The sequence below is a fragment of the Synechococcus sp. H55.7 genome, assembly GCF_047462395.1.
GTDB lineage: Bacteria > Cyanobacteriota > Cyanobacteriia > Thermostichales > Thermostichaceae > Thermostichus.
On the sequence record NZ_JANSJD010000022.1, the window covers coordinates 31,717 to 51,567 of the forward strand.

A 19,851-nucleotide genomic window follows, 5' to 3' on the forward strand; every position below is an offset into this window, starting at 1 on the left:
TCGTCTTCCTATCTCTCGCAACTTGCCAAAAACATCCCCAGTCCCAACAAACCCTCTCAAGCTGGGGCAGCCGAACCCAAGAGCTCTGACCGCCCCTGGACGGTACAGTGCGCAGCTTAGGTCCAGGCCATTCTGGGATCTTACGTGGGAACCGCCTCGTAGGGACGGAGCCGCGCCCATTTGTTCCGTTCCTCGCGAAAGCTCTGGCAGCCCACCACATCCCATTCCATCTCCGTGCCGCCGTTGCGGATATTGACATTGATCTGGGGGCCTTGCGGCTCAAAATCCGGCGTCAGGGTGAGGTGGGGCTGCTGATGCTGCGCTTCCACGGCATGGTAGGTGGTGCAGCGGTCTACGTAGTAGCAGTGAATACAAATACACATGGTTGCTGCCTGCAAGAGACGGTTCCCGATCTCGAGAGTAGCATCCGGCCCTTTTCTAGACAGGGGATCCCCTCTTTCTCAGCCGGCTCTTGAGATATTTCTTAGCAAACAGAGGCATCTCCTCGTCTCTCATCTAAAATCTCGACATACTTCTCAGGCTGAGGCTGGATCTGCCTCTAGGATCGAACTATCCAGGCTATCCCAAGGAATTGCCATGAACACCCACACCCGCTACCGCTTCACCTGCACCCTCTCCTTTGGAGATATTTACGGCCAGATCATCATTTGGTTGATTGTCATCTTTGCCAGCCTGGGCGCTGCCCTCTCCCTGATGAATAGCCCCCTCTATGCCTTTCTCACCATCGCCCTGATTTTGGTCATTTCCCTGCCTTTTTTGCTCTTCGCCTTTGTGACCACCCTGCTCAACCACATCGAGTTTGTGGCCGTTCCCCCTGAGGCAGAGGAAGAGCGAGCTGTGGCAGCCAAGTCGCGGATGGCCGTCGGCTAGCAGCCAGTGGGCCCCTTCCGGCGCTAAGGATGCCGCAGGTTGGCCAGCCGTTTCGGTGGCCAGCGGGGCTTTCTGCTTAATACTTGTTTAAACTCCGTCAGATTTTGTCTATAATTGAGTCGGCAGGCCTGACAGCTTTTTCCACCTTCAGGAGAGTTCTGCAGCCAAGCAGGATCCTAATCTATGCAAGGGATGGATCTACCTTGGCTGAGGGAGATGACGTGGTAAGAAGCTGTACCGTTTGACCTCTTGGCTGGTCTTGCTGCCTTGCTTGCAGAGGCGAGCCGGCTGAGGGTGGCTTAGGAGAGGGCTGCAAGTCAGTTCAGGAAGATGGGTGTGCTGTAGTGACGAAGGTGATGGACAATAGCTTGGCGCAGCTCGACTACCGAGTGTACAGGTTGGCGCGGCTGTTGAGCGAGTATTTGAATTTGGGGGAATTGATTGCCCTGTCTGTTGGCTCTCTGCAGGAGGGGCGTTCTCGCAATGGAGATTAGGCTGGGCCTGATCTACCCGGGCGCTGGCGTCGGCAAGCGGGATCCCGTAGCCTAGGTAATTTGTCCTCCGTTACAGCCCCTATGCGGATCCCTTCCTGGTGGCCGAAGCTCAGTTTTCAGGTCTGGCTGATCTTCATCGGTCGGCTGCTTTCCCAAACCGGAACCGGCTTTACCCTGTTTTATGCCACCCTCTTTTTTGTCAATCGGGTAGGGCTGACCGCCACCCAAGTGGGCTTGGGGCTGGGCGTTATGGCTTTTGCCGGGGTGTTTGGCCGCATCCTGGGCGGCTCGATGGCCGATGGTTCTTGGGGGCGCCGCTCCACGTTGATCCTCTCGCTGTCTATTTCTGCCGTGGGATCCTTTGGGTTTGCGCTCTCCTACGAGTTCTGGAGTTTTGCCTTGGCCAACGTGGCGGCAGGTTTGGGGCAAGGGTTATACTGGCCGCCTGCAGAAGCGATTGTAGCGGATCTAACCACGCGCGAGCAGCGCAACGAAGCCTACGCTCTCAACCGCCTGGGGGATAGCCTGGGTCTCAGCCTTGGGGTGGCTATGGCCAGCACGCTGGTGGCTCTGACGGGGGCCTATCGGCTCTTGTTTGTAATCGATGGTGTTACTTTTCTAATCTTTTTGGCGGTGCTCTGGTTTTTCATCCGGGAAACCCGGGCCACCTGTTCGGCGACAGAGCCTGTGTTAGCAGGTTGGAAAACCGCCCTTGGGGATCGCTCTCTCTTGGTGTTTGGCCTGTCGAATATCCTGTTCACCACTTACATCGCTCAGCTCAGCAGCAGCATGCCCCTCTACTTCCGCAATCGGGTAGGGATCCCAGAGGTGCAAATCGGCATTCTGTTTGCCTTACATGGGGCTCTGATTGCTCTGCTGCAGATGCCGGTGGCCCGTTGGCTAAACCGCCGCACGCGCGTCCAAGGGTTGCAGGGATCCGCCCTAATGTGGGGGGTGGGATTTCTCCTGGTTTGGCTCAGCGGCCTGGCGGCAGGGCTGGGAACCGGGCCGGCTTTGGGGGTGGCGGCCTTGGCTCTGGTGGTGCTCTCGTTGGCCTTGGTAAGCTATAACCCCTCTGCCTCTGCTTTGGTGGCGGATTTGGCGCCGGATCACTTGCGGGGGGTGTATCTGTCGGTCAACTCCCTCTGTTGGGCGGCAGGGTTTGCCGTTGGCCCCATGATTGGGGGGATGGCCTTGGACTTGCCGCAACCGTGGGCCAGCGGGTTGTGGGTCCTTTGGGTGATCAGCGTCGGCATGGTTTTGGGCATCCTCAACTTTCTTAATCGCATTCTGCCCTGCCAGGTGAATAGAGCCACAGCGCCTCTGATCGTGGAGCCCTAAAGCGCAGAAAAGAAGCGGATCTGGGGAGCCCGGCTTGGCCAGTAGCTTGTTAGGATCAATCCGTCCTCAAAGATGGGTCTTGAGACCCAGTTTTTTGGGTGAGGATGCCGAACAGGAGGGCTGGTTCCACAATCTGGTCTCAACGGTGGAGGATCTGAATCGTGAGCTTGATTGGCAACATCATTTGGCTCATCTTCGGGGGCTTGCTGACAGGTTTGGGCTATATCTTGGGAGGACTGAGCCTCTGCCTGACGATCATCGGCATTCCTTTTGGCTGGCAGAGCATCAAACTGGGGTTTGCAGTGCTGGCCCCTTTTGGGAAAGAAGTGGTGGAGTATCCCGATGCCAACAGCCCGCTGCTGCTGATCTTTAACGTTATCTGGCTATTGCTGTTCGGCTGGCCGCTGGTGCTTAACCATCTCTTCTGGGCTCTGATTCTGGCCATCACCATTGTCGGGATCCCTTTTGCAAAACAACACATGAAGTTAATTATTTTGTCCTTGTTGCCCTTTGGCCGAGATCTGCGCTGAGGAAGTGGGTGGACTTGGGATCTCGCCTTTTGATTTCCGAAGACTTCGCCAAGCTGACGGTAGGGGCGGACGCAGACTATGGGTCATCCTGCCGCCAAAATCGCCTCCAACAAGGGATCCGCCCCAAAGCGCACCACATCGGTACAGGGCCGTCCGGTCTCGGCTTGCACCTGGCGGATCTGCTGCAGCGCCGCTTCTTCCTCCCAGCCGAAGGTATTGAGGGCAATCCCCACCACCGGCACGGGGGCAAAGGCGCCAGCAGCCATGGCCACCTGTTCGTACAGCTCGATCACCTTGGACAAAGGTGGGATGGGCACGTAGTCCATCCCTTTGATATGGGTCTGGCCGGCTCGGTGGACCAAGATCAAATGGGTGGGCTGGGATCCCCGCAGCAGGGGCAAGGTCGCTGTAGAGGCGGGGTTGAGCAGGGATCCCTGGCCTTCGAGGTGCAAAATGTCGTGGTCAAAGCCAGAGCGCAGCACCAGTTGCTCCACCGCTCCGCTGGCGTAGTCCACCCGCACCGCATCCAACGGGATCCCCTCGCCGCTGATGAGGATCCCGGTTTGTCCGGTGGCCAAAAAGCGGGAGCGCAGTCCCCGTCTCAGGCTGGCCCGGTGCAGCTCCAGGCTGGCGGACATTTTGCCCACGCTCATGTCGGTGCCCACCGTCAACACCCGTTTGCAGGGCAAGGTGCGGGCCAAAGCTTTTCCCACCGACAGGTTGGGGGGTTCGCGGCGAATGTCCCAGATCCAGGCTCCCGGCTGCAGCCACTGCCGCAACTGGGGATCCTCGGCCAGAGGCGTGTGGAGACCGTTCACCAGAGATAGGCCGGCTTGCAGGGCTTGGCGCAACTCCTCCCGCCAGGCTTGTGGCAACTGGCCGCCCGAAGGGGCAATCCCGATCACGAGCACTTCAGGCCGGTAGGCCAGCGCCTCCGCCACCGAGGCCACAATGGGAATGGCTTTGGCGATGCCGGTCAGATGAACCAGGGATCCCCCCGCCTGCTCCCGGTCGATCACCGCCACCACCGGGAAAGGCCCGTATCGCAGCAGCCCCAAGCCCGTTTTGCCGTGCTCCCCCAGCAGGCCACCGTGGAGCAGGATGGCCACCCGAGTTTGGCTGGATAGGGATCCCGGCTTTCCCATTACTCCTCCCGCAGCTCTACCCCCAAGCCCGGTCGGTCGGTGGGGATGAGACGGCCCTCCTGCAGGACGGCCCCGACGAAGGGATCCTCGACAAGATTGAGGTGGCTGTCCAAATCCAGATAATCCGCCAGTGGGGCCAAGTGGGCCGCCGCCGTATTCCCCAGAGCCGTGTTGCTGTAGCAGCCCAGCATCACCTGCAGCCCGTAAGATTTGGCCGTGTGGATCATGCGCCAGGCTTCGCTGAGGCCCCCACATTTCATCAGCTTGATGTTGATGCCGTGGACGCGATCCGCCAGGGCAGGAATATCGCGGCTGTCGCAGCAGCTCTCATCCACAAAGATGGGCAGCTTCGACTCGTGCCAGAGGGTGATCAGCTTCGCCTCCTGCCCCCTCTCCAAAGGCTGCTCTAGGTAGCTCACCCCTTGCCCCGCCAGCCAGTTGCTCATGCTCAAGCTCTGCTCCACCGTCCAAGCCCCGTTGGCATCCACTGTAATCAAGGATCCCAGCGGGATCACCTCTTGCACAGCAATCAGCATGTTCTGATCCGCCCTCAGCCCCAAGTTGCTACCCAGCTTGATCTTAAAGGCCCGCGCTTGGGTCTGTTCCATCCAGGCCAAGGCCCGCTGGCGGGCCGCTTGAGGGGTGGAAATGCCAATGGTCAACGTGGTGGACGGAATGCGGGAGCGATCCAGCCCCCACAACTGCCACAGGGGCTTCTCCAGTCGTTTGCCCATCCAATCGTGCAGAGCCATATCCACCGCCGCCCGCGCCGCCGACGGGATCCCGGCCTGCAGCAACTGAGCCTCGATTTGCTGGCGCTCCCAGGGGGAGTGGCGCCTCAGGATCCCTTTGGCCACATCTAGGCCCATGAGGATATCGTCCAGGGACTGGTGGCAGTCGTCGCCTAGCGAGAAGGGACAAGCCTCTCCCCACCCTTCAATCCCCTCTTCCTCGATCCGCACCCACGCCAGCGCAGCCTCACTGTAGGTACCTCGGCTGATGGTCAGGGCATAGCGCTTGTGAACGGTGAAAGCTTCAACATAAAACCGCATGGGCATCTCCAGAGGAGAGAAAGCTTTGAGGGGCAATTCCATTCGAGCTTAGCTCGGTTCCCACCGCCCCCTAGCTCAGAAAAAAAGTTATCCCCTGCCCTGTCCGCTGTCTATGGTGGAGGGCCCGCCTTTACTACTGCGACAAACCCAACACCTGTCTCATCTCCAATGGCTTTGCCGCCATGGGCATCGCCATTGCGGGGGCTTTGGCCGCCAAATTGGTACATCCTGACCGCCACATCGTGGCCGTGACTGGAGATGGCAGCTACGGGTTGATCGGGTGGCAGCAGTATGGCGTCAAGCTGGCGGAGAGCATGGGGCTCAAAGGCTACCCTGTCTCAGAGAGCAGGGCTCCTGCTGCTTGGGATAGACCACCCTGTTTGCAGAGGTCATGCACGGGGTAGCTGCCGAAGAGCTTCAAAGTTTCCGCAATCGCTTCCAGCGCCGCAATCACCTCTGCATCCAGATAGGGCTGGCCGACCGGATTCTCCAGATCGACAAAAAAGACATAAGTCCCCGCCGATTTTTTGGTGGGGCGCGATTCAATACGCGACATGTTCAAGCCCCGCTCCGCAAAGACTTGCAGCGGCTTCAGCAGCGCCCCCGGCACATTGTGGGGCAGGCTGAAGGCCAAGGAAGTGTGGGATCCTCCAGGGGAAGCGGGCGCCCCATCCTGTCGATCTGAAGGCGAAAGCGGCCCACGGCCCACCACCCAAAAGCGGGTGCAATTGTCGGGGTGATCGTTGATTGGGCAGGCCAAGACCGGCAATTGGTAGAGGGTGGCAGCTCGTTCTGAGGCAATGACGGCGGCGCCGGGCTGCTGCAGGCGATCCAATTCTTCGGTGGTGGAGCGGGTTGGGATCAGCGTGGCTTGAGGCAAATGGGCTCTCAGCCACGCCTGACATTGGGCCAAAGCCTGCGGGTGGGAATAGACCTGCTCAATGTGCTGCAACTGCGAGGCACGTCCGATGAGGGCATGGCGAATCGGTAGGATCAGCGCCTGGCGGATGCTCAGCCCCTCCAGTTGCCAGAGGGCGTCCAAGGTCATGGAAACGCCGCCCTCTACCGAGTTTTCCACCGGCACCACCGCCCAGGGTTGCTGGCCGGCAGCTACCGCCTCCAAACAAGCGCTGATCGTCGGATAGGGCACCAAGGGATGGGATCCCTGGCTGTGCAGGTGAGGCTGCTCGGGGCAGGCCAGCAAAGCAGCCAGCTCCGTGTAGGTTCCGGCAGGGCCGAGAAAGGCCACCGGCGAAGCGGAAACGGTCACGTCAGCAGTGGGTAGCACTGTCGGGGGCATTCCTGCAATCAATTGTCGCTGGGGGCCAGCTCTAACTCGGTCGCGTCAGCGGTCTGGACGAGCAGCAGAGGACAGTCAGGTTCTGGGCAACGGGGATTGGCCGCCACCTTTTCCATGGCCTTCACCACCTCCAACCGGATCAGCCTCTGCAACTCCTGATCCGCTTGAATGGCTTCCAAAGTGTGAAGAGAGCCATGAAAACTGGTGGCGTAGCGAGGCTGGAGATTGTTCAAGGCCAGGGCGGCAGCATCGTGACAGAATCTCTCGCAGAAGCAGTAGCGCTGCTGGCTTTCCAGGAGGAGCATCTCGTTTATGGCTTCGAGGACGGCCCGCTCCATTTGATTTTCCAGCCTCCTCAGGGGTTTGCGTGTCTCCATGGCTGCCTCCTTGTAGCTTCCCTTACCGATGGCGAATTCCCCTTTAAGCGGGATCTGGCCAGCCGGAGTCTCTAGCGACCTCCTATCCTCTAGGGTACCCAGCTCAGCAAACAATGTTGGTGCTGGCAGCCTCTCCATTGACCAACACTCTCGGCAGACGAGCAGAAAGCCCACACAGCAGTTCGTAGGCAATGGTGCCCGCCTGGTCAGCCCAATCCTGCACAGACAAACCCATATTTGCCAGCTTGGGGCCCAGCAGCTCCACCACGTCCCCCACCTGTATATCCGGCCTCTCGGTGACATCCCACATACATTGATCCATTGTGATCGTGCCCACCTGTTGGATCAGGCCGCCGCGCACCCATCCTCGCAGCCAGCCGGAAAGCCGCCGTGGGATCCCGTCCGCATAGCCGATGGCCAGAGTGGCAATGCGACTGGGGCGAGAGGTGATGTAGCGATGTCCGTAGCTCACGCCGGTTTGGGCGGGCACGGTTTGAATGTGGGTCAGCCGCGCCTTGAGACGCAAGATCGGCTGTAAACCCGGCACCGGCAGGTGGGGAGCAGGCGACAAGCCATAGAGGACCAACCCCAACCGCACGCGGGAGTAGTGAAGACGGGCCAGAGCGCCGGCGGAGTTATCCAGATGCAACGGTGGCAAGGGATCCCCGGCTTGGCGAATCTGTTCCACCACCTGGGCAAAGCGGGCGTGCTGCTGTTCCATGGCCGGAGAATGGGGCTCGTCTGCCGTCGCCAAATGGGAAAACAGGCTACAGCCCGCCAGCTCCGGGATCCGACAAATCTGCCCCCACACGGCTGCGGCTTCGCTCCAGGGGATCCCCAAACGAGTCATGCCCGTATCTACATTGACATGCACCGGGACGGGTCGCCCGGCCCAGCGGGCCACCTGGCGCATCAGGGGGATTTGCTCGGCGCGGGTAAGGCTGACCTCCAGCCGAGCTGCCATGGCCTGCTGCAGCTCCGCCCAGGTGTTCAAAGCTCCCAAGACCAAAATCGGAGCCTGCAGCCCCATTTGCCGCAACTCGATCCCTTCCGCTAGGGTGGCCACACACAGCCCTTTGACGCCGGCAGCAACGGCCACAGGAGCCACCAAGTGGGCCCCATGCCCGTAGGCGTTGGCCTTGACCACTGCCCAGATCTCGGTATCCGGCGACAAGCGGGCCTGCAACAGCCGCAGATTTTCCCGCAACTGGGCCGCGTCGATTTCCACCCAAGCCCGACTGGTTGACAGCTCCAGGTCGATGGCGCCATCCTGCTCTGCCCCCTGGGATCCTTCCCTTAGGGCGCTCCCCTGATCCCCCCAATTGCTCCGCACTGCCTGCGGAACCGCTTCTCGATTCACCACTTCACCCCCCCACACCCAAACCGGTCGTGATTAGATTTAGCGCAAAGTCCGCTCCGGCGCCATCCACAGCAGCGGCACGTCTGGGATCCCAGCAACCGCGTCGCCGGCCAACAGCCGGCTCAGCCAAGCAGCTTGCCTTTGCGGGGACAATCCCTGGCTGAGCAGTCGTCGCAGTGCCCGTTGGAAGCCATCTCCCCCACCTGCGGGCGACAAAGAGGGATCCCCGGTCATGCGCCGCAGATCCTCCACCGCTTCGGTGTATCCCCCCAAAGCATCCACCAAGCCCACCTCCACAGCTTGCGCCCCGGTGAAGATGCGCCCATCGGCCAACTGTCGCACTCGCTCTTCGTCCAAGCTTTGTCGCCGCGCGATCATCTCTGCGTCCAACACCTGCTCTGCCCCTTTTGCTGGCAGGTGCTGGCGTCCTTGGGCCACATCGCGAATGAACTGGTCAAGGGTGTTCTCCACCAAGCCCTGCAGAAGGCGCTGCTCTTGAGGAGTGGCGCTGCGGAAGGGAGAGAGGATGTCTTTGTACTCGCCGGTTTTGAAGGTCTGCGGCTCGATGCCGTAGTTCTCCAGCAACTTGCCAAAGCTGAGGCCGCTGATGATGACCCCTATGCTGCCGGTCAAGGTGCCGGGGTTGGCATAGATTTTGTCGGCAGCACTGGCCACGTAGTACCCCCCACTGGCAGCAATGTCCTCCAGGATGGCGACCACCGGCTTGCCGGCTTCGTGTAGAGCGGTTACGGCACGGTAAAGTTCCTGGCTGGATCCCACGGCCCCGCCCGGGCTGTTGATGCGCAGCAATACAGCCTTGACGGCGCGGTCTTGCACTGCCTCCCGCAACTGTTCCACAGGAGAGGTGGGCAGGCCTACCAAAGTCGAGCCCCGTGGACCTCCTATCGTTCCTTCCAGGGTGACCACCTCGATGCGATCTGCCCCCCGCCCCGACTCCAGGCCAAGCCGAGCCGACTCTGAGGCAGGTCGTGTGCCGCCAACAATGGCCGCCATCAGGCAGACCACCAGCAAAGAAGCCGCCAAAATGCGGTTAAGCAGGGATTCCTCTGTCACAAGCCCCTCAATGTCACTGACTCTGTTCTATCACCCGGCAAGCTCCTCCGGTGGTCACAAGCCGAGAGCCTGGCAGAACCCATCCACCGAGCTCTTGACAAGCATCCACCGCCTGTCTACGATGAGTGCCTGGCACTTTTCACCAGCAAGCAGCTTCTTTAGGCTACACTGGTGATCTAAGAATGGTTGATAGTTGAAGGGAGAGGGCTCCCTTTTCTATCAACTGAAAACCTGGGGCTTTAGCTCAGTTGGTAGAGCACTTCAATGGCATTGAAGGGGTCAGCGGTTCGAGTCCGCTAAGCTCCATCCTCAAATAGAGAAAAGCTCCTCAGTCAGAGAATTGGGCCAGACGAGTACAAGCTTCGGATTCATCTGCGGGTGGAGTAAAGAGCGCGACATTGCTGCCGGCAAAACCCTCACCCTATGAAGGTGAGGAGATACGCAGAGCAAGAACCTCTAGCTGGGGAGAGTGTTCACAAGGACACTTTCCCCAACCCGCACTCAGGATTTGGTATGGATCCGTTTATCCTCTGGCCGAGGCAGTCAAGGCAGAGTTCATAATCGGCCAGAACCAGTGGGGCCGCATTAGGATCACCGTGTCGATAACGTGAATGATGCCGTTGTCGGCTTCGATATCCGCCTGGATAACGGTGGCATTGTTCACTTCAAACACATCCCCTTCGATAAACAGATCGATGGGGGATCCCTCTACTGAGCCCACGCTCTGGTACTTGGCCAAATCTGCCTTTTTCAGGCGACCGGGCACCACGTGGTAACACAAGATGCGGGTCAGTTGGGGGATGTTTTGCACCAGGGTGGTAATGGTGCCGGGGGGCAACTTGGCGAAAGCTGCATCCGTGGGGGCGAAAACCGTAAAGGGGCCGGGGCTTTTCAGAGTATCCACCAAGTTTGCCGCTTTCACGGCTGTAACTAGGGTGGAGAAACCCTCAGCAGAAACGGCAATATCGACAATATCAGGCATGGCCGAGATCCTTATTTTCTGAAAGTTGGGATGATAGGAAAGCCAAAGAAACAGGCAGTTGCAGAGCTACCTAGCCTGGACACAATCGAGGAGGGGAAGGGTCAATGCCTAGCACTTGAAGTCGGCTAGCGATAGTTCTGATCCTGAATGTAGGACAGGCGGGCTGCTTCTCGGATCCCGTATTCTGGTCGGGTGAAGCGATTGAGTTGTCCCTCAAAATAACGGCGGTTCATCATCAAATGCCGCGGATTGGGATCGTCCAAAGGATAGAGAAAAGCTGCCCTCCCCGCCTGGATCACGGCTGAGGTAACGTTGTACATGGAGCGCTGGAAGCTGATCCCAAGCTGGATCAGCATGTCATCTTCGCCGCGGCAATGCTTGCGGTAATACTCCACCAAATACTGGGGCAAAAAGTGGTACATATCCTGGTGCAAAAGCGTCGGCGGGATCCCAGCAGTGGCCACCGGAAACTTGTCGGCGTAGAGGATCCCGTAGTGGAAGTCCAACTGGTTGGTGGGAACTTCGTTGGCCTGGGCGTTGTAGGACTTGGTGCCGCGGAAGGGAGAGGTGCGATAGAACACGGCCTCTACGTAGGGGAAAGCCGCCTCGTAGAGCCAGGTAAATCCCTTGGATTTGGGCACAATATCGTACCATTCCCCGCGAATGCGCACCCGGTGGTAGATGGGCCGCCCGGCAATGGCGAAGATCCCGTTGACCAAAAAGTTCATTGCCTCCGGCACGCTGGTGATTTTGCCCTCGTCGTAGAGGTCGCTCATCTCAAAAAAGACGGGGGCCATAATTTCCCAAAACAGGCCCAGCACCGAATACATGGTGGCCTGGCGGCAAAGTTCCAGAAACATGTCTGGAAAGAGCTTGTACAGGCCGGTCAAGAGAGGATTACCCTGACAGTAGGCGCGGATGGCGCGGTCGGCATTTTGTTTGTATTCCTCGGAATCCATATAGGGATCCAACAGGCCCCCCATATCCCGGTGCCAGAGCATGGCCCGCATACATTCTTCAGCAAATTCCATGTTGATGCGGTCATGCCAGAGGTGATGCAAAATCCGCGGCAGCTTGCGCTTCAGCTCCCCTTTTTCCATGAACTCCAGAAGTTCCGGGTGGGCCGTGGCGGGGCCGCGCCAAATGCGCAAATCTGCATTATCTCCCGCGTAGTGGTTGGCCAGCTTTAGGTATTCTTCGGGAATGATGAACTTAAAAAAGGGCAAGGGATCCACAAACACCTGCTCGGCAATGTAGAGCAGATCCCGCCAGTAGAAGTCCATCGGCACCGCATAGGCTTTGTAAAGGCCGATAATTTGCATCAGGTTTTCCGGCGTATCCGGCAGCATGGATCCCCCCGCTTCGAGGCGGTGGACTACATCCGCAAAAGGGTGGGTAGAAGGGGGAAGCTTGCGGGTTGTGAGGGTTGTCGTCATGGAAGAAGTCTCCAACTCTTCAAAAGCTCTGGATCCTTGAGGCTATGCGTCGAGATCTCAATTCGGTCTTGGACGCTTCCTGGAAGTTCTCCGATTGCTTTGGTCGCCTCCAGAGAAGGTGACCTAGGGAGAATGGGCAAAGTCACCGGCTGAGGCCAGGATGAGGGTTTGGGCCTGAGCCACCTGGGTGGATAGAGTAAACGCCAACGGTTGCGGCCATTTCACCAGGTTCATAGGCTGGATCCCAAACCAGACGATCAAGGCAGTTAAGATAAAGCCCGGGATCCGCTCCCAACCTTGCACCCGTGGGTAGTAGGCGGTGCGGTTGTCCAATTTGCCGAAGCAGGTGCGGTTGAGCAGGATTACAAAATACACCGCCGTCAAGCCGGTGCCGCAGATGCTGATCAAGGTGGGCAAGGGAAAATCTTGGTAGCTGCCCTGGAAGATCAAAAACTCCGCCACAAAGCCCACCAAGCCCGGGATCCCGGCGCTGGCCATGCCGCCCAAAATCAGCAGGGCACTCACGGTGGGCAGGCCGCGCAGGGGATTGAGCAGGCCGTTGAGCACGTCCAGATCCCGCGTTCCCACCTTGCGCTCCACCAGGCCCACCAGATCAAACAGCAGCGCCAAAATCAGGCCGTGGGAGATCATCTGCACCATCGCCCCCGTCAGGCTAATCGGTGTGGCCGCCGCCATGCCCAGCAGGATATAGCCCATATGGCCAATGGAGCTGTAGGCCACCATGCGCTTGATGTCTTTTTGGGCGATGGCCGCCAGAGCCCCCGACAGCACAGCAATGGCCCCCCACCAGGCCAGGATCCCGCCCAGATCGGCCCAAGCTTGGGGAAACAACTGCAGCCCAAAGCGAAACAGACCATAGGTGCCCAACTTGGAGAGCACCCCACCCAGCAGGATCGCCACCGGCGGCGAAGACTCGCCGTAGGCGTCGGGCAGCCAGGTGTGGAGAGGCACCAGCGGCATCTTGATGCCAAAAGCCACAATCAACGCCAAGAGTGTCAGGGTTTGGGCAGCAGGGCCCAGAGAGCTAATGCGAACCTCGGCCAGCTCAAAGGTATGGGGATCCCCTAGCCAGTAGATGGCCAAAAACGCCCCCAACAGGAAGATGGCAGAGACAGCGGTGTAAATCAAAAACTTGATGGCGGCGTAATCCCGCTTGGGGCTGCCCCAGATGGAAATAAGCAGGTAGATCGGGATCAGCACCAGCTCGTAAAAGAGGAAAAACAAGAGCAGGTTCTGAGCGGCAAAAGCCCCGTTGACCGACCCGCTCATGAGCAGAATGCAGCCGTAAAAGAGATTGGGCCGCTTCACTTCCGGCTCCGCCGTCAGAATGGCGATGAGGGTGAGCAGCCCGTTCAGGGCCACCATCAACAAAGACAGCCCATCCAAGCCCAGGGAGTAGCTCAGCCCAATTGGCGGGATCCAATCCCACCGCTGCTCCCACTGCAAGCCGGTCGCCTGCAAGTCGAAGCGGGTAAATAGGAGCAGGGAAATGGCCAGCGGGATCGCGGCCAAGACCACCGCCAGCTTTCGCCCTCCCAAGCCCAGGAACAGGAGCAGGGATCCCAAAATCGGCAACACAATCAAGGCACTCAGCATCGTCTTTTTCCTCTTTTCTAAGGACTCCGTCCTGCCACCACCCAAGCCTAGAGAATGAGCCAGCCCAGCAGGGCCACCCCCACCACAATGGTCAGCACATAGGCCTGCAACTGGCCGGAGGTGGTGTATTTCAGGACTTGGCCGCCTGCCAGCACCGCCAAGCTGGTCAAATTCACCAAGCCGTCCACCACGTAGCGATCAAAGAAAGCCGTGACATCAGAGATGATGCGCACCAAAAACACCACACTGGCTCGGTAGAGCTTGGAAGTGTAGAAGTCGTTGGCCAGCAGATCCTGCCAGTCGGCCAAGAAAGCCCAGTCCACCGGCCGCCGCTCCCGCGGTAGGTACAGCCAGGCTCCCAAGGCGATGCCCGCCAAGCTGGATCCCGTCATCACTCCAACGGGGATCCCTTCTAGGACGGGAATGAGATCCAGCGCCGCCAGGATCATGGGCATGTGCAGCGCCACTCCCATGGTGACTGTGCTGGGCAACATCATTGGCCAATGCACCTCTGGGGAACGCTCGCTCATCTGCTGCGGCTTACCCCCCCAAACCAGGCCGAAGACCCGCGTCAGCCCCAGCGCCGTCACCGCATTGGTAACCAGCACCACTGCCGCCCACAGCCCCTGCCCCGATTGCGCCAACTGCTGCCACAGATCCGTCAACACCCAGAAGGAGCCGAAGGGGGGCAAGGCGATGATCCCGGCCATCCCCGTCAAAAAGCACAGGCCGGAGATAGGCCGCCGCGACCACAAGCCCCCCAGGTAGCGCAGATCCTGGGTAATGCTGTTCCAGATCACCATACCCAGCGCCATCACCAGCAAGGCCATCGCCGGCGCATAGGTGAGCAGCAGTTGGTAGGCTTGTTGGGTGTGTCCTGTGCCCACCGCTACAAAGATCAAGCCCATGTAGGCGCTCACCAGATAGGACAAGGCCCGCTTGGCATCGATTTGGGCCAGGGCCACGAAGGCTCCTCCCACTGCCGTCAGTGCCCCGATCACCAGCATCACTTCCAGCACGGTTGGGGAAAGAGCATAGAGCGGTTGCAGGCGAATCAACACCCAAGCTCCCGTGCCCACCACCACCGAGTTGCGCAAGATCGAGGCCGGGATCGGCCCCTCCATCGCCTCATCCAGCCACAGGTGCAGGGGGAACTGGGCACACTTGCCCACCGGGCCAGCCAACAACCCCAGCCCCGCCAAAGTGATCAAGGTCGGATCCACAGAGATAGCTCCTGCCTGCACCGACTTTGCCCAAGCCGTCAAGTCCTCAAACTCCCAGGATCCCGTCAGGGGGTAGATGGCGATGACCCCCATCAAGAGCAACAGGTCGCCAATGCGCTTGGTCAGAAAAGCATCCCGCGCCCCTGTTACCACCAGCGACTGGTTAAACCAAAGGCCCACCAACAGGTAGGTGCCCAGAGTCAAAATTTCCAAGATGACGTAGCTGAAAAACAAAGAGTCGCACAGAGCCAGGGCGCACATCCCCCCTTCAAATAGGCCCAGCAAGGAGAAAAACCGCGCCCAGCCCCAGTCCATTTCCATGTAGCCGAACCCGTACACCTGAGCCGCTAGGTTCAGCCCCGTCACCACGGCGCAGGCCCCCAGCGTTAGCGATGAGACCTGCAGCGGCAGCTCCAATACTAGATCCCCCACCTGCAGCCAGGGCAGCCGAATCACCTGCGACGGCTGATCCCAAATTGCCACCAGCGCTCCTACACTGTGCAAGAACGCCAGCAAAGTCAGCAGCGCATTCAGATAGCCCGCCGGACGGGGTCCTGTGCGCCGGGTAATTCCTGGGGACCAGATTAGCGCTCCCGTCCACGCCACCAAGGCATAGAGGGGAATGAGCCATGCAGTTGTGATCAGCCCGTTCAAGCTCATAATCCTCCTTCGGCCAGGGATCTTGGCCAAACTGGAACACTCGCTGAGATCCTGCAAGAAATCTTAAAAAGCATCCTAGCGGAGAACCGAGATAGATAAAAATTGAACTTTCCGATGAGATCTCTAGGTAAGAGTCTATGCTTTAAGAGCGGGTAGCCAGGTGGTCTCTGTTGTTGTGACCACCTTGCTTTTTATCCTCACTACTTCTATAGGGTAGATGGGAACAAGCTCCTTGGAAACCTGAGGATCCGCGGTTGGGTGGATCCAGTTTCCGGTGCTGTTTCCGATCCAGCAGGACGGGCGCGCCCCAGTTCAGCTCTTCTCCCCAGTCCGCTACTCAATCAAGTCGCTATGGAATTGCTATTGTGAAGTTGCTATGAAGATCAAGAGCAATGCCCTAGAAAGGCGTCTTGACTTTGGGTTGCTTGACCTTGAGTTCGCGAATCCGTTTCAACATTTTTTGGAAATACTCGGCCAGGTAATCTTCAAGCGAGGTCAGAGAGGTCAGTTCAATCCCCAAGGTTTCGCACACAGCTGTCATATCGGCATGCATGGGTTCTTTGGCAGCAATCACCTCGACAAAGGCCAGCCGGTCGGCAATGTTCCAGCTCCACTGAAAGAACTGGGCCACCTTACGCGCTCCTCGCAGCAGTCCCAAGGGCATGGTGCTGACCTTGGCTTTTTTGCCGGAGAGCTGCTCGCACAGGGCGATGACTTCTTGGGATGTCCAGGCCTTGGGCCCCACCAAAGGGAAGATCTGCTGCTTGGCGCCTTCGACACTAAGGGATCGCACAGCAAACCGGGCTGCATCTAAGGTGTCGACGTAGGCTGTGGGGATGCTCTCGCTGGCTACCCAAACAATTTGCTCTTCCAAAATGGGGATGGCATACTGGCCGATCAATCCCTGCATGAAGCCCGCCGGACGAAAGATGGTGTAGGGCATCTGGGATCCGATCAAGTACTTCTCGATGTGGTGCTTGAAATTCATCAGGGGCACATTGGGGTACTCATGCTGAGCACCCATGATAGAGAAAAAGACGAAGTGGCCCACTTGGGCAGCCCGTGCCGCATTGATCAGAGCAACTTTGCCATCCCAATCCACCTGGCGGGCGCTGAGGGTGTCGGTTACCCGCACCGTGGCACAGTCGATCACCGCCTCGACGCCTTCCATCGCCGCTCGGAGCGTGCTGGGCTGCAGTAGGTTCCCCACCTTGAGGTGGGCGCCCCATTCACTCAAGAAAGCAGCCTTGGCCGGGTTTCGCACCAGACAAGTCACCTGATGCCCTTCTTCGATGGCCCGCCGCACCACCTGACGGCCCAGCGTTCCCGTTGCCCCCACAACCAGCACGTTCATAAAATTATCATTTCTTAACCTTAGGCTTAGTCTATCAGACAAAGGCAGCTTCCAACACAGAAGGATAGCTTGGTAGCCCCGAACTGGAGTGCGGGGCGGAAAAGCCCGTAATTGGCAATAACAGCGCCTTTACGAGTTTGTTTTTGAACTGCGTAAGAATCCCCCAGTGGGAGTGTCAAAACTCGGCCCAACTCTAAGCCATGAACAAAACAGGGATCCCCGACCCAAGGAGCTTTGCAGGGATCCCCGGCTCAGTCTGCTGCCGAGAGAGTGTTCACCCAGCCAGCTCGTTCATGCGTTGTGCCAAGGTGAAATCCAGTTCCGTAATGCCTCCGGCATCGTGGGTGGTGAGATCCACCCGCACGCGGTTGTAGACATTGGTCCACTCGGGGTGATGCCCCATGCTCTCGGCCACCAAAGCCACACTGCTCATCCAGCCGAAAGCTTCCACAAAGGAGCGAAATTGAAACTGGCGATGCAGCTTCCCCTCCTGCAAAGACCAGCCAGGCAGCTCCTCTAGCTTGGCCTGGATCTCGGCTTCACTGAGTTTGACAGGTCTGGACATGGGCCTTCCCTCCAGTCGATGCCATCGTTTCCATCACGTTTTCATCAAAAGAGCGGCTGCGGGCAGATCCCAGCTTCTTTACAAAACTTCGTAGTCTTCCAGTTCCTGGGAGGCGGCAGCAGGGCCGAGGGGTTTGTATAGCCAGTAGCCTTGCACAGCAAAGTGGGCCTGCCTATAGAAGTTAAGGGCAGCTTGATTGTGGCGGTAAACCTGCAAGGTGATGGCCGACAACCGCTGCTGGGATCCCCAGCGTTCTACCTGTTGCAGCAAAGCTCTGCCCAGTCCCCGCCGACGATGGGCAGGATCCACCCAGAGCAAAAAGACGTAGGCCACCCGCCGATGAGTGGCTTGGTCAGTAGAAATGCCGGCCCACACGCCGCCCACCGGCTCCCCTGTTGCTTCGTTGAGGATCCACCAGCAGGGAGTACGGGGGGGGTCAAAGAGGCGATCCAGGGTCGCTTCCAGGTGATCCCACTGGCTTTGCTCAGGGAAAGATTCCTGCAAGGTGGCCTGCAATCCCCGCCGCACCCAAGGCCGATCCCAAGCAGAGCCAATGCGCCAACGGTAACCAGCAGGCAGAGGGATCTCCAGTTCAGCCATCCTCAAGCATTCGCGGAAGAAAGATCGGCAAGACCCATCGATGTTACTTCCTCTACCGGGGCCGGCTGGGCCATATCTTCTGGCAGAAACGAGCGGATGCTCACCACCACCAGAGTAAACAGGAACACCAGCAGGATGAGAGCAGGAAAGATATATTGCCGCAGGATGTTCATATTTCTACATAACCTTGGCCTTTACAGTATAGTCCAGAGCAGGATCTCTGGTCGGCCTTGTGGCAACCTTCCCCAGCCCCCATCGACTAACCGGGCGGGATCCCGCGCGTCAACAAGGTGAGAGACTGTAGCCTATGATTCCAAAGTAAGCTCCGTCGTGCATTAAGGTTAAGCGCAGGTAGGTAGGTACTTGCCCTGACCCGTGAGCGGAGAGCCGATGAGCCCCCCAAGCCGCCCCTTAAAGACTTTGGGGATCCCTCCCAACGCCTGGGCTGTGAACGCCGCAATGGCCGACATCACCCGTCCGCCTTTGGAGCCTCGGCCCATCCTGCTGCCTACCTCCAGCAAAACCCTGCGCCTGGATCTGGCCAAAGCGGCGCTGCTGGTCATTGACATGCAAAACGACTTTTGCCACCCCGACGGGTGGCTGGCCAGCATTGGCGTCGATGTTACACCGGCGCGAGCTCCCATTGGCCCCCTGAAAACTCTATTGCCCCGCCTGCGGCAGGCCCAGGTGCCGATCGTGTGGGTCAACTGGGGCAATCGGCCCGACCTGCTCAACATCAGCGCCGGCCTGCGACACGTCTACAATCCCACCGGAGAGGGGGTAGGGCTGGGGGATCCCTTGCCCAAAAATAGGTCTTTGGTTCTCACCCGTGGCAGTTGGGGCGCGGCTGTGGTGGAGGAATTGGAAGTCAAACCCGAGGATATCTGGGTGGATAAGTTCCGCATGAGCGGCTTTTGGGACACTCCTCTCGACAGCATTCTCAAAAATCTCGGACGTACTACCCTCTTTTTTGCCGGCGTGAACATCGATCAGTGTGTTATGACCACGCTGCAAGACGCCAATTTCCTCGGCTACGACTGTATTTTGCTGGAAGACTGCGCCGCCACCACCTCTCCTGAGTACTGTCTGCTGGCCACCCTTTACAACGTCAAGCAGTGCTTTGGCTTTGTTGCTTCCTCTGCTGATTTGCTGGCAGCTCTCCCCTCTTAGCGCTTGCCACTTTCCACCCACTATCTCTTGAGCGGAGGATCCCGATGCAAACGCTCTCCCGCTGTGTGATCCCAATCGTCAAAACTCCTGCCGATTATCAGGCCTATCGCATCAGCCCCCACGACACCAATCGTCTGGCCATTGTGTTCGATCCTTCTCATGCTCAAGTCTCGCTAACGTTCTGTGTCGAGATTTTCGATGAGGGAGGCAGAACGCCCCCCAATCGCCATCAAATGGCTGTGGAAATGTTTTTCGTGCTCAAGGGGGAAGGTTTAGCTATTTGCGATGGGAAAGCGGCCCCCATCAAAACCGGAGACAGCATCCTGGTGCCGCCGACCGGTGTCCACGAAATCCACAACACCGGCCCTGGCCGTCTCTACGCCCTCTGTATGATGGTGCCCAACGAAGATTTTGCCGAGCTGATCCGATCTGGGATCCCTGCTGACTTGGACGAAGAGGATCTGGCAGTTTTATCTGGGGGCTGGAGAAGGGCTTGAGCCTCAAGTACTCCTGGAGACTTGGGCCTATTCCAACAGCGGTTCTTACCCCTTCTGTCTATCCCCTTGGAGCCAAGCTTCCCTCCCAAGGCAAGGGATTTTGGGCTTTAACGTAAGGTGCGGAATTCCCCACCGTCTATACGGTGGGGATGGATAGCACCCTCTGACTGATTCTGGATGTAT

21 protein-coding genes, 1 tRNA gene and 1 pseudogene are annotated in these 19,851 nt (G+C 58.7%); 8 read left to right on the plus strand and 15 right to left on the minus strand.

Annotated elements, in window-relative coordinates:
• Positions 1–140: 140 nt before the first annotated feature.
• Positions 141–383 carry a Ycf34 family protein gene (locus NW851_RS10920; protein ID WP_011434378.1) on the minus strand — a complete coding sequence of 81 codons (243 nt, stop codon included), beginning with the start codon at positions 381–383 and terminating at the stop codon, positions 141–143.
• 214 nt (positions 384–597) lie between these two features.
• Here NW851_RS10920 and NW851_RS10925 point away from each other — a divergent pair, with 214 nt between their 5' ends.
• The 4 genes from NW851_RS10925 (at position 598) to NW851_RS10940 (ending at position 3,256) form a co-directional block, all read left to right on the plus strand.
• Complete coding sequence (locus tag NW851_RS10925) at positions 598–891, plus strand: hypothetical protein (protein ID WP_414333001.1); 294 nt, start codon at positions 598–600, stop codon at positions 889–891.
• A 356-nt stretch (positions 892–1,247) separates the two neighbouring features.
• A complete protein-coding gene (locus NW851_RS10930; protein ID WP_414338475.1) occupies positions 1,248–1,385 on the plus strand; it encodes a hypothetical protein in 138 nt (45 codons plus the stop codon).
• Positions 1,386–1,466: 81 nt separating this feature from the next.
• Positions 1,467–2,726: an MDR family MFS transporter gene (locus NW851_RS10935; protein ID WP_414338477.1), complete on the plus strand. Its 1,260-nt coding sequence runs from the start codon at positions 1,467–1,469 to the stop codon at positions 2,724–2,726.
• A gap of 161 nt (positions 2,727–2,887) precedes the next feature.
• The gene (locus NW851_RS10940) at positions 2,888–3,256 is read left to right on the plus strand and encodes a YccF domain-containing protein (protein WP_414333005.1); all 369 of its coding nucleotides are present in this window, start codon (positions 2,888–2,890) and stop codon (positions 3,254–3,256) included.
• An 83-nt stretch (positions 3,257–3,339) separates the two neighbouring features.
• On the opposite strand, the gene NW851_RS10945 is transcribed toward NW851_RS10940, so the two are convergent.
• Positions 3,340–4,401: a DUF1611 domain-containing protein gene (locus tag NW851_RS10945; protein WP_414338481.1), complete on the minus strand. Its 1,062-nt coding sequence runs from the start codon at positions 4,399–4,401 to the stop codon at positions 3,340–3,342.
• Entirely contained in the window at positions 4,401–5,453 is a 1,053-nt protein-coding gene (locus NW851_RS10950; protein WP_414338484.1) for a dipeptide epimerase, read from the minus strand. The genes NW851_RS10945 and NW851_RS10950 overlap by 1 nt, the downstream gene beginning before the upstream one ends.
• A gap of 116 nt (positions 5,454–5,569) precedes the next feature.
• Between NW851_RS10950 and NW851_RS10955 the strand changes: the two are divergent.
• A pseudogene (locus tag NW851_RS10955) lies at positions 5,570–5,845 on the plus strand (thiamine pyrophosphate-dependent enzyme); the annotation flags it as partial.
• On the opposite strand, the gene pheA reads toward NW851_RS10955, so the two are convergent.
• From pheA to sppA, 4 genes are all read right to left on the minus strand, one after another.
• The gene (gene pheA, locus NW851_RS10960) at positions 5,782–6,753 is read right to left on the minus strand and encodes a prephenate dehydratase (RefSeq protein ID WP_414333010.1); all 972 of its coding nucleotides are present in this window, start codon (positions 6,751–6,753) and stop codon (positions 5,782–5,784) included. The pseudogene NW851_RS10955 and the gene pheA overlap by 64 nt on opposite strands.
• A gap of 8 nt (positions 6,754–6,761) precedes the next feature.
• Entirely contained in the window at positions 6,762–7,130 is a 369-nt protein-coding gene (locus tag NW851_RS10965) for a late competence development ComFB family protein (protein WP_414333012.1), read from the minus strand.
• Between the two features lie 103 nt (positions 7,131–7,233).
• Positions 7,234–8,490, minus strand: coding sequence for an alanine racemase (gene alr / locus NW851_RS10970; protein ID WP_414338488.1), 1,257 nt, complete (start codon positions 8,488–8,490; stop codon positions 7,234–7,236).
• A gap of 39 nt (positions 8,491–8,529) precedes the next feature.
• Positions 8,530–9,564, minus strand: coding sequence for a signal peptide peptidase SppA (sppA, locus tag NW851_RS10975; protein ID WP_414338491.1), 1,035 nt, complete (start codon positions 9,562–9,564; stop codon positions 8,530–8,532).
• 233 nt (positions 9,565–9,797) lie between these two features.
• Here sppA and NW851_RS10980 point away from each other — a divergent pair.
• Positions 9,798–9,870: transfer RNA gene (locus NW851_RS10980), tRNA-Ala, on the plus strand.
• 217 nt (positions 9,871–10,087) lie between these two features.
• On the opposite strand, the gene NW851_RS10985 is transcribed toward NW851_RS10980, so the two are convergent.
• The 8 genes from NW851_RS10985 to NW851_RS11020 form a co-directional block, all read right to left on the minus strand.
• Positions 10,088–10,546: a fasciclin domain-containing protein gene (locus tag NW851_RS10985; RefSeq protein WP_414333017.1), complete on the minus strand. Its 459-nt coding sequence runs from the start codon at positions 10,544–10,546 to the stop codon at positions 10,088–10,090.
• 125 nt (positions 10,547–10,671) lie between these two features.
• Positions 10,672–11,982, minus strand: a complete 1,311-nt coding sequence (locus tag NW851_RS10990) for a CO2 hydration protein (protein ID WP_414333019.1) — start codon at positions 11,980–11,982, stop codon at positions 10,672–10,674.
• 123 nt (positions 11,983–12,105) lie between these two features.
• A complete protein-coding gene (locus tag NW851_RS10995) occupies positions 12,106–13,599 on the minus strand; it encodes an NADH-quinone oxidoreductase subunit M (RefSeq protein WP_414338494.1) in 1,494 nt (497 codons plus the stop codon).
• A 47-nt stretch (positions 13,600–13,646) separates the two neighbouring features.
• Positions 13,647–15,482, minus strand: a complete 1,836-nt coding sequence (locus tag NW851_RS11000) for an NAD(P)H-quinone oxidoreductase subunit F (RefSeq protein ID WP_414333023.1) — start codon at positions 15,480–15,482, stop codon at positions 13,647–13,649.
• A 397-nt stretch (positions 15,483–15,879) separates the two neighbouring features.
• A complete protein-coding gene (locus tag NW851_RS11005; RefSeq protein ID WP_414333025.1) occupies positions 15,880–16,836 on the minus strand; it encodes an NAD(P)H-binding protein in 957 nt (318 codons plus the stop codon).
• A gap of 274 nt (positions 16,837–17,110) precedes the next feature.
• Positions 17,111–17,401: a 4a-hydroxytetrahydrobiopterin dehydratase gene (locus NW851_RS11010; protein ID WP_414338497.1), complete on the minus strand. Its 291-nt coding sequence runs from the start codon at positions 17,399–17,401 to the stop codon at positions 17,111–17,113.
• Between the two features lie 78 nt (positions 17,402–17,479).
• Positions 17,480–18,001, minus strand: a complete 522-nt coding sequence (locus NW851_RS11015; RefSeq protein WP_414338499.1) for a GNAT family N-acetyltransferase — start codon at positions 17,999–18,001, stop codon at positions 17,480–17,482.
• 2 nt (positions 18,002–18,003) lie between these two features.
• Positions 18,004–18,174 (minus strand): hypothetical protein, encoded by a 171-nt coding sequence (locus NW851_RS11020; RefSeq protein ID WP_414338501.1) that lies wholly within the window; start codon positions 18,172–18,174, stop codon positions 18,004–18,006.
• A gap of 217 nt (positions 18,175–18,391) precedes the next feature.
• Between NW851_RS11020 and NW851_RS11025 the strand changes: the two genes are divergently transcribed.
• The gene (locus NW851_RS11025) at positions 18,392–19,171 is read left to right on the plus strand and encodes a cysteine hydrolase family protein (RefSeq protein ID WP_414333032.1); all 780 of its coding nucleotides are present in this window, start codon (positions 18,392–18,394) and stop codon (positions 19,169–19,171) included.
• 44 nt (positions 19,172–19,215) lie between these two features.
• On the plus strand, positions 19,216–19,668 hold the full coding sequence (locus NW851_RS11030) for a cupin domain-containing protein (protein ID WP_414333033.1): 453 nt from the start codon (positions 19,216–19,218) through the stop codon (positions 19,666–19,668).
• Positions 19,669–19,851: the final 183 nt, after the last annotated feature.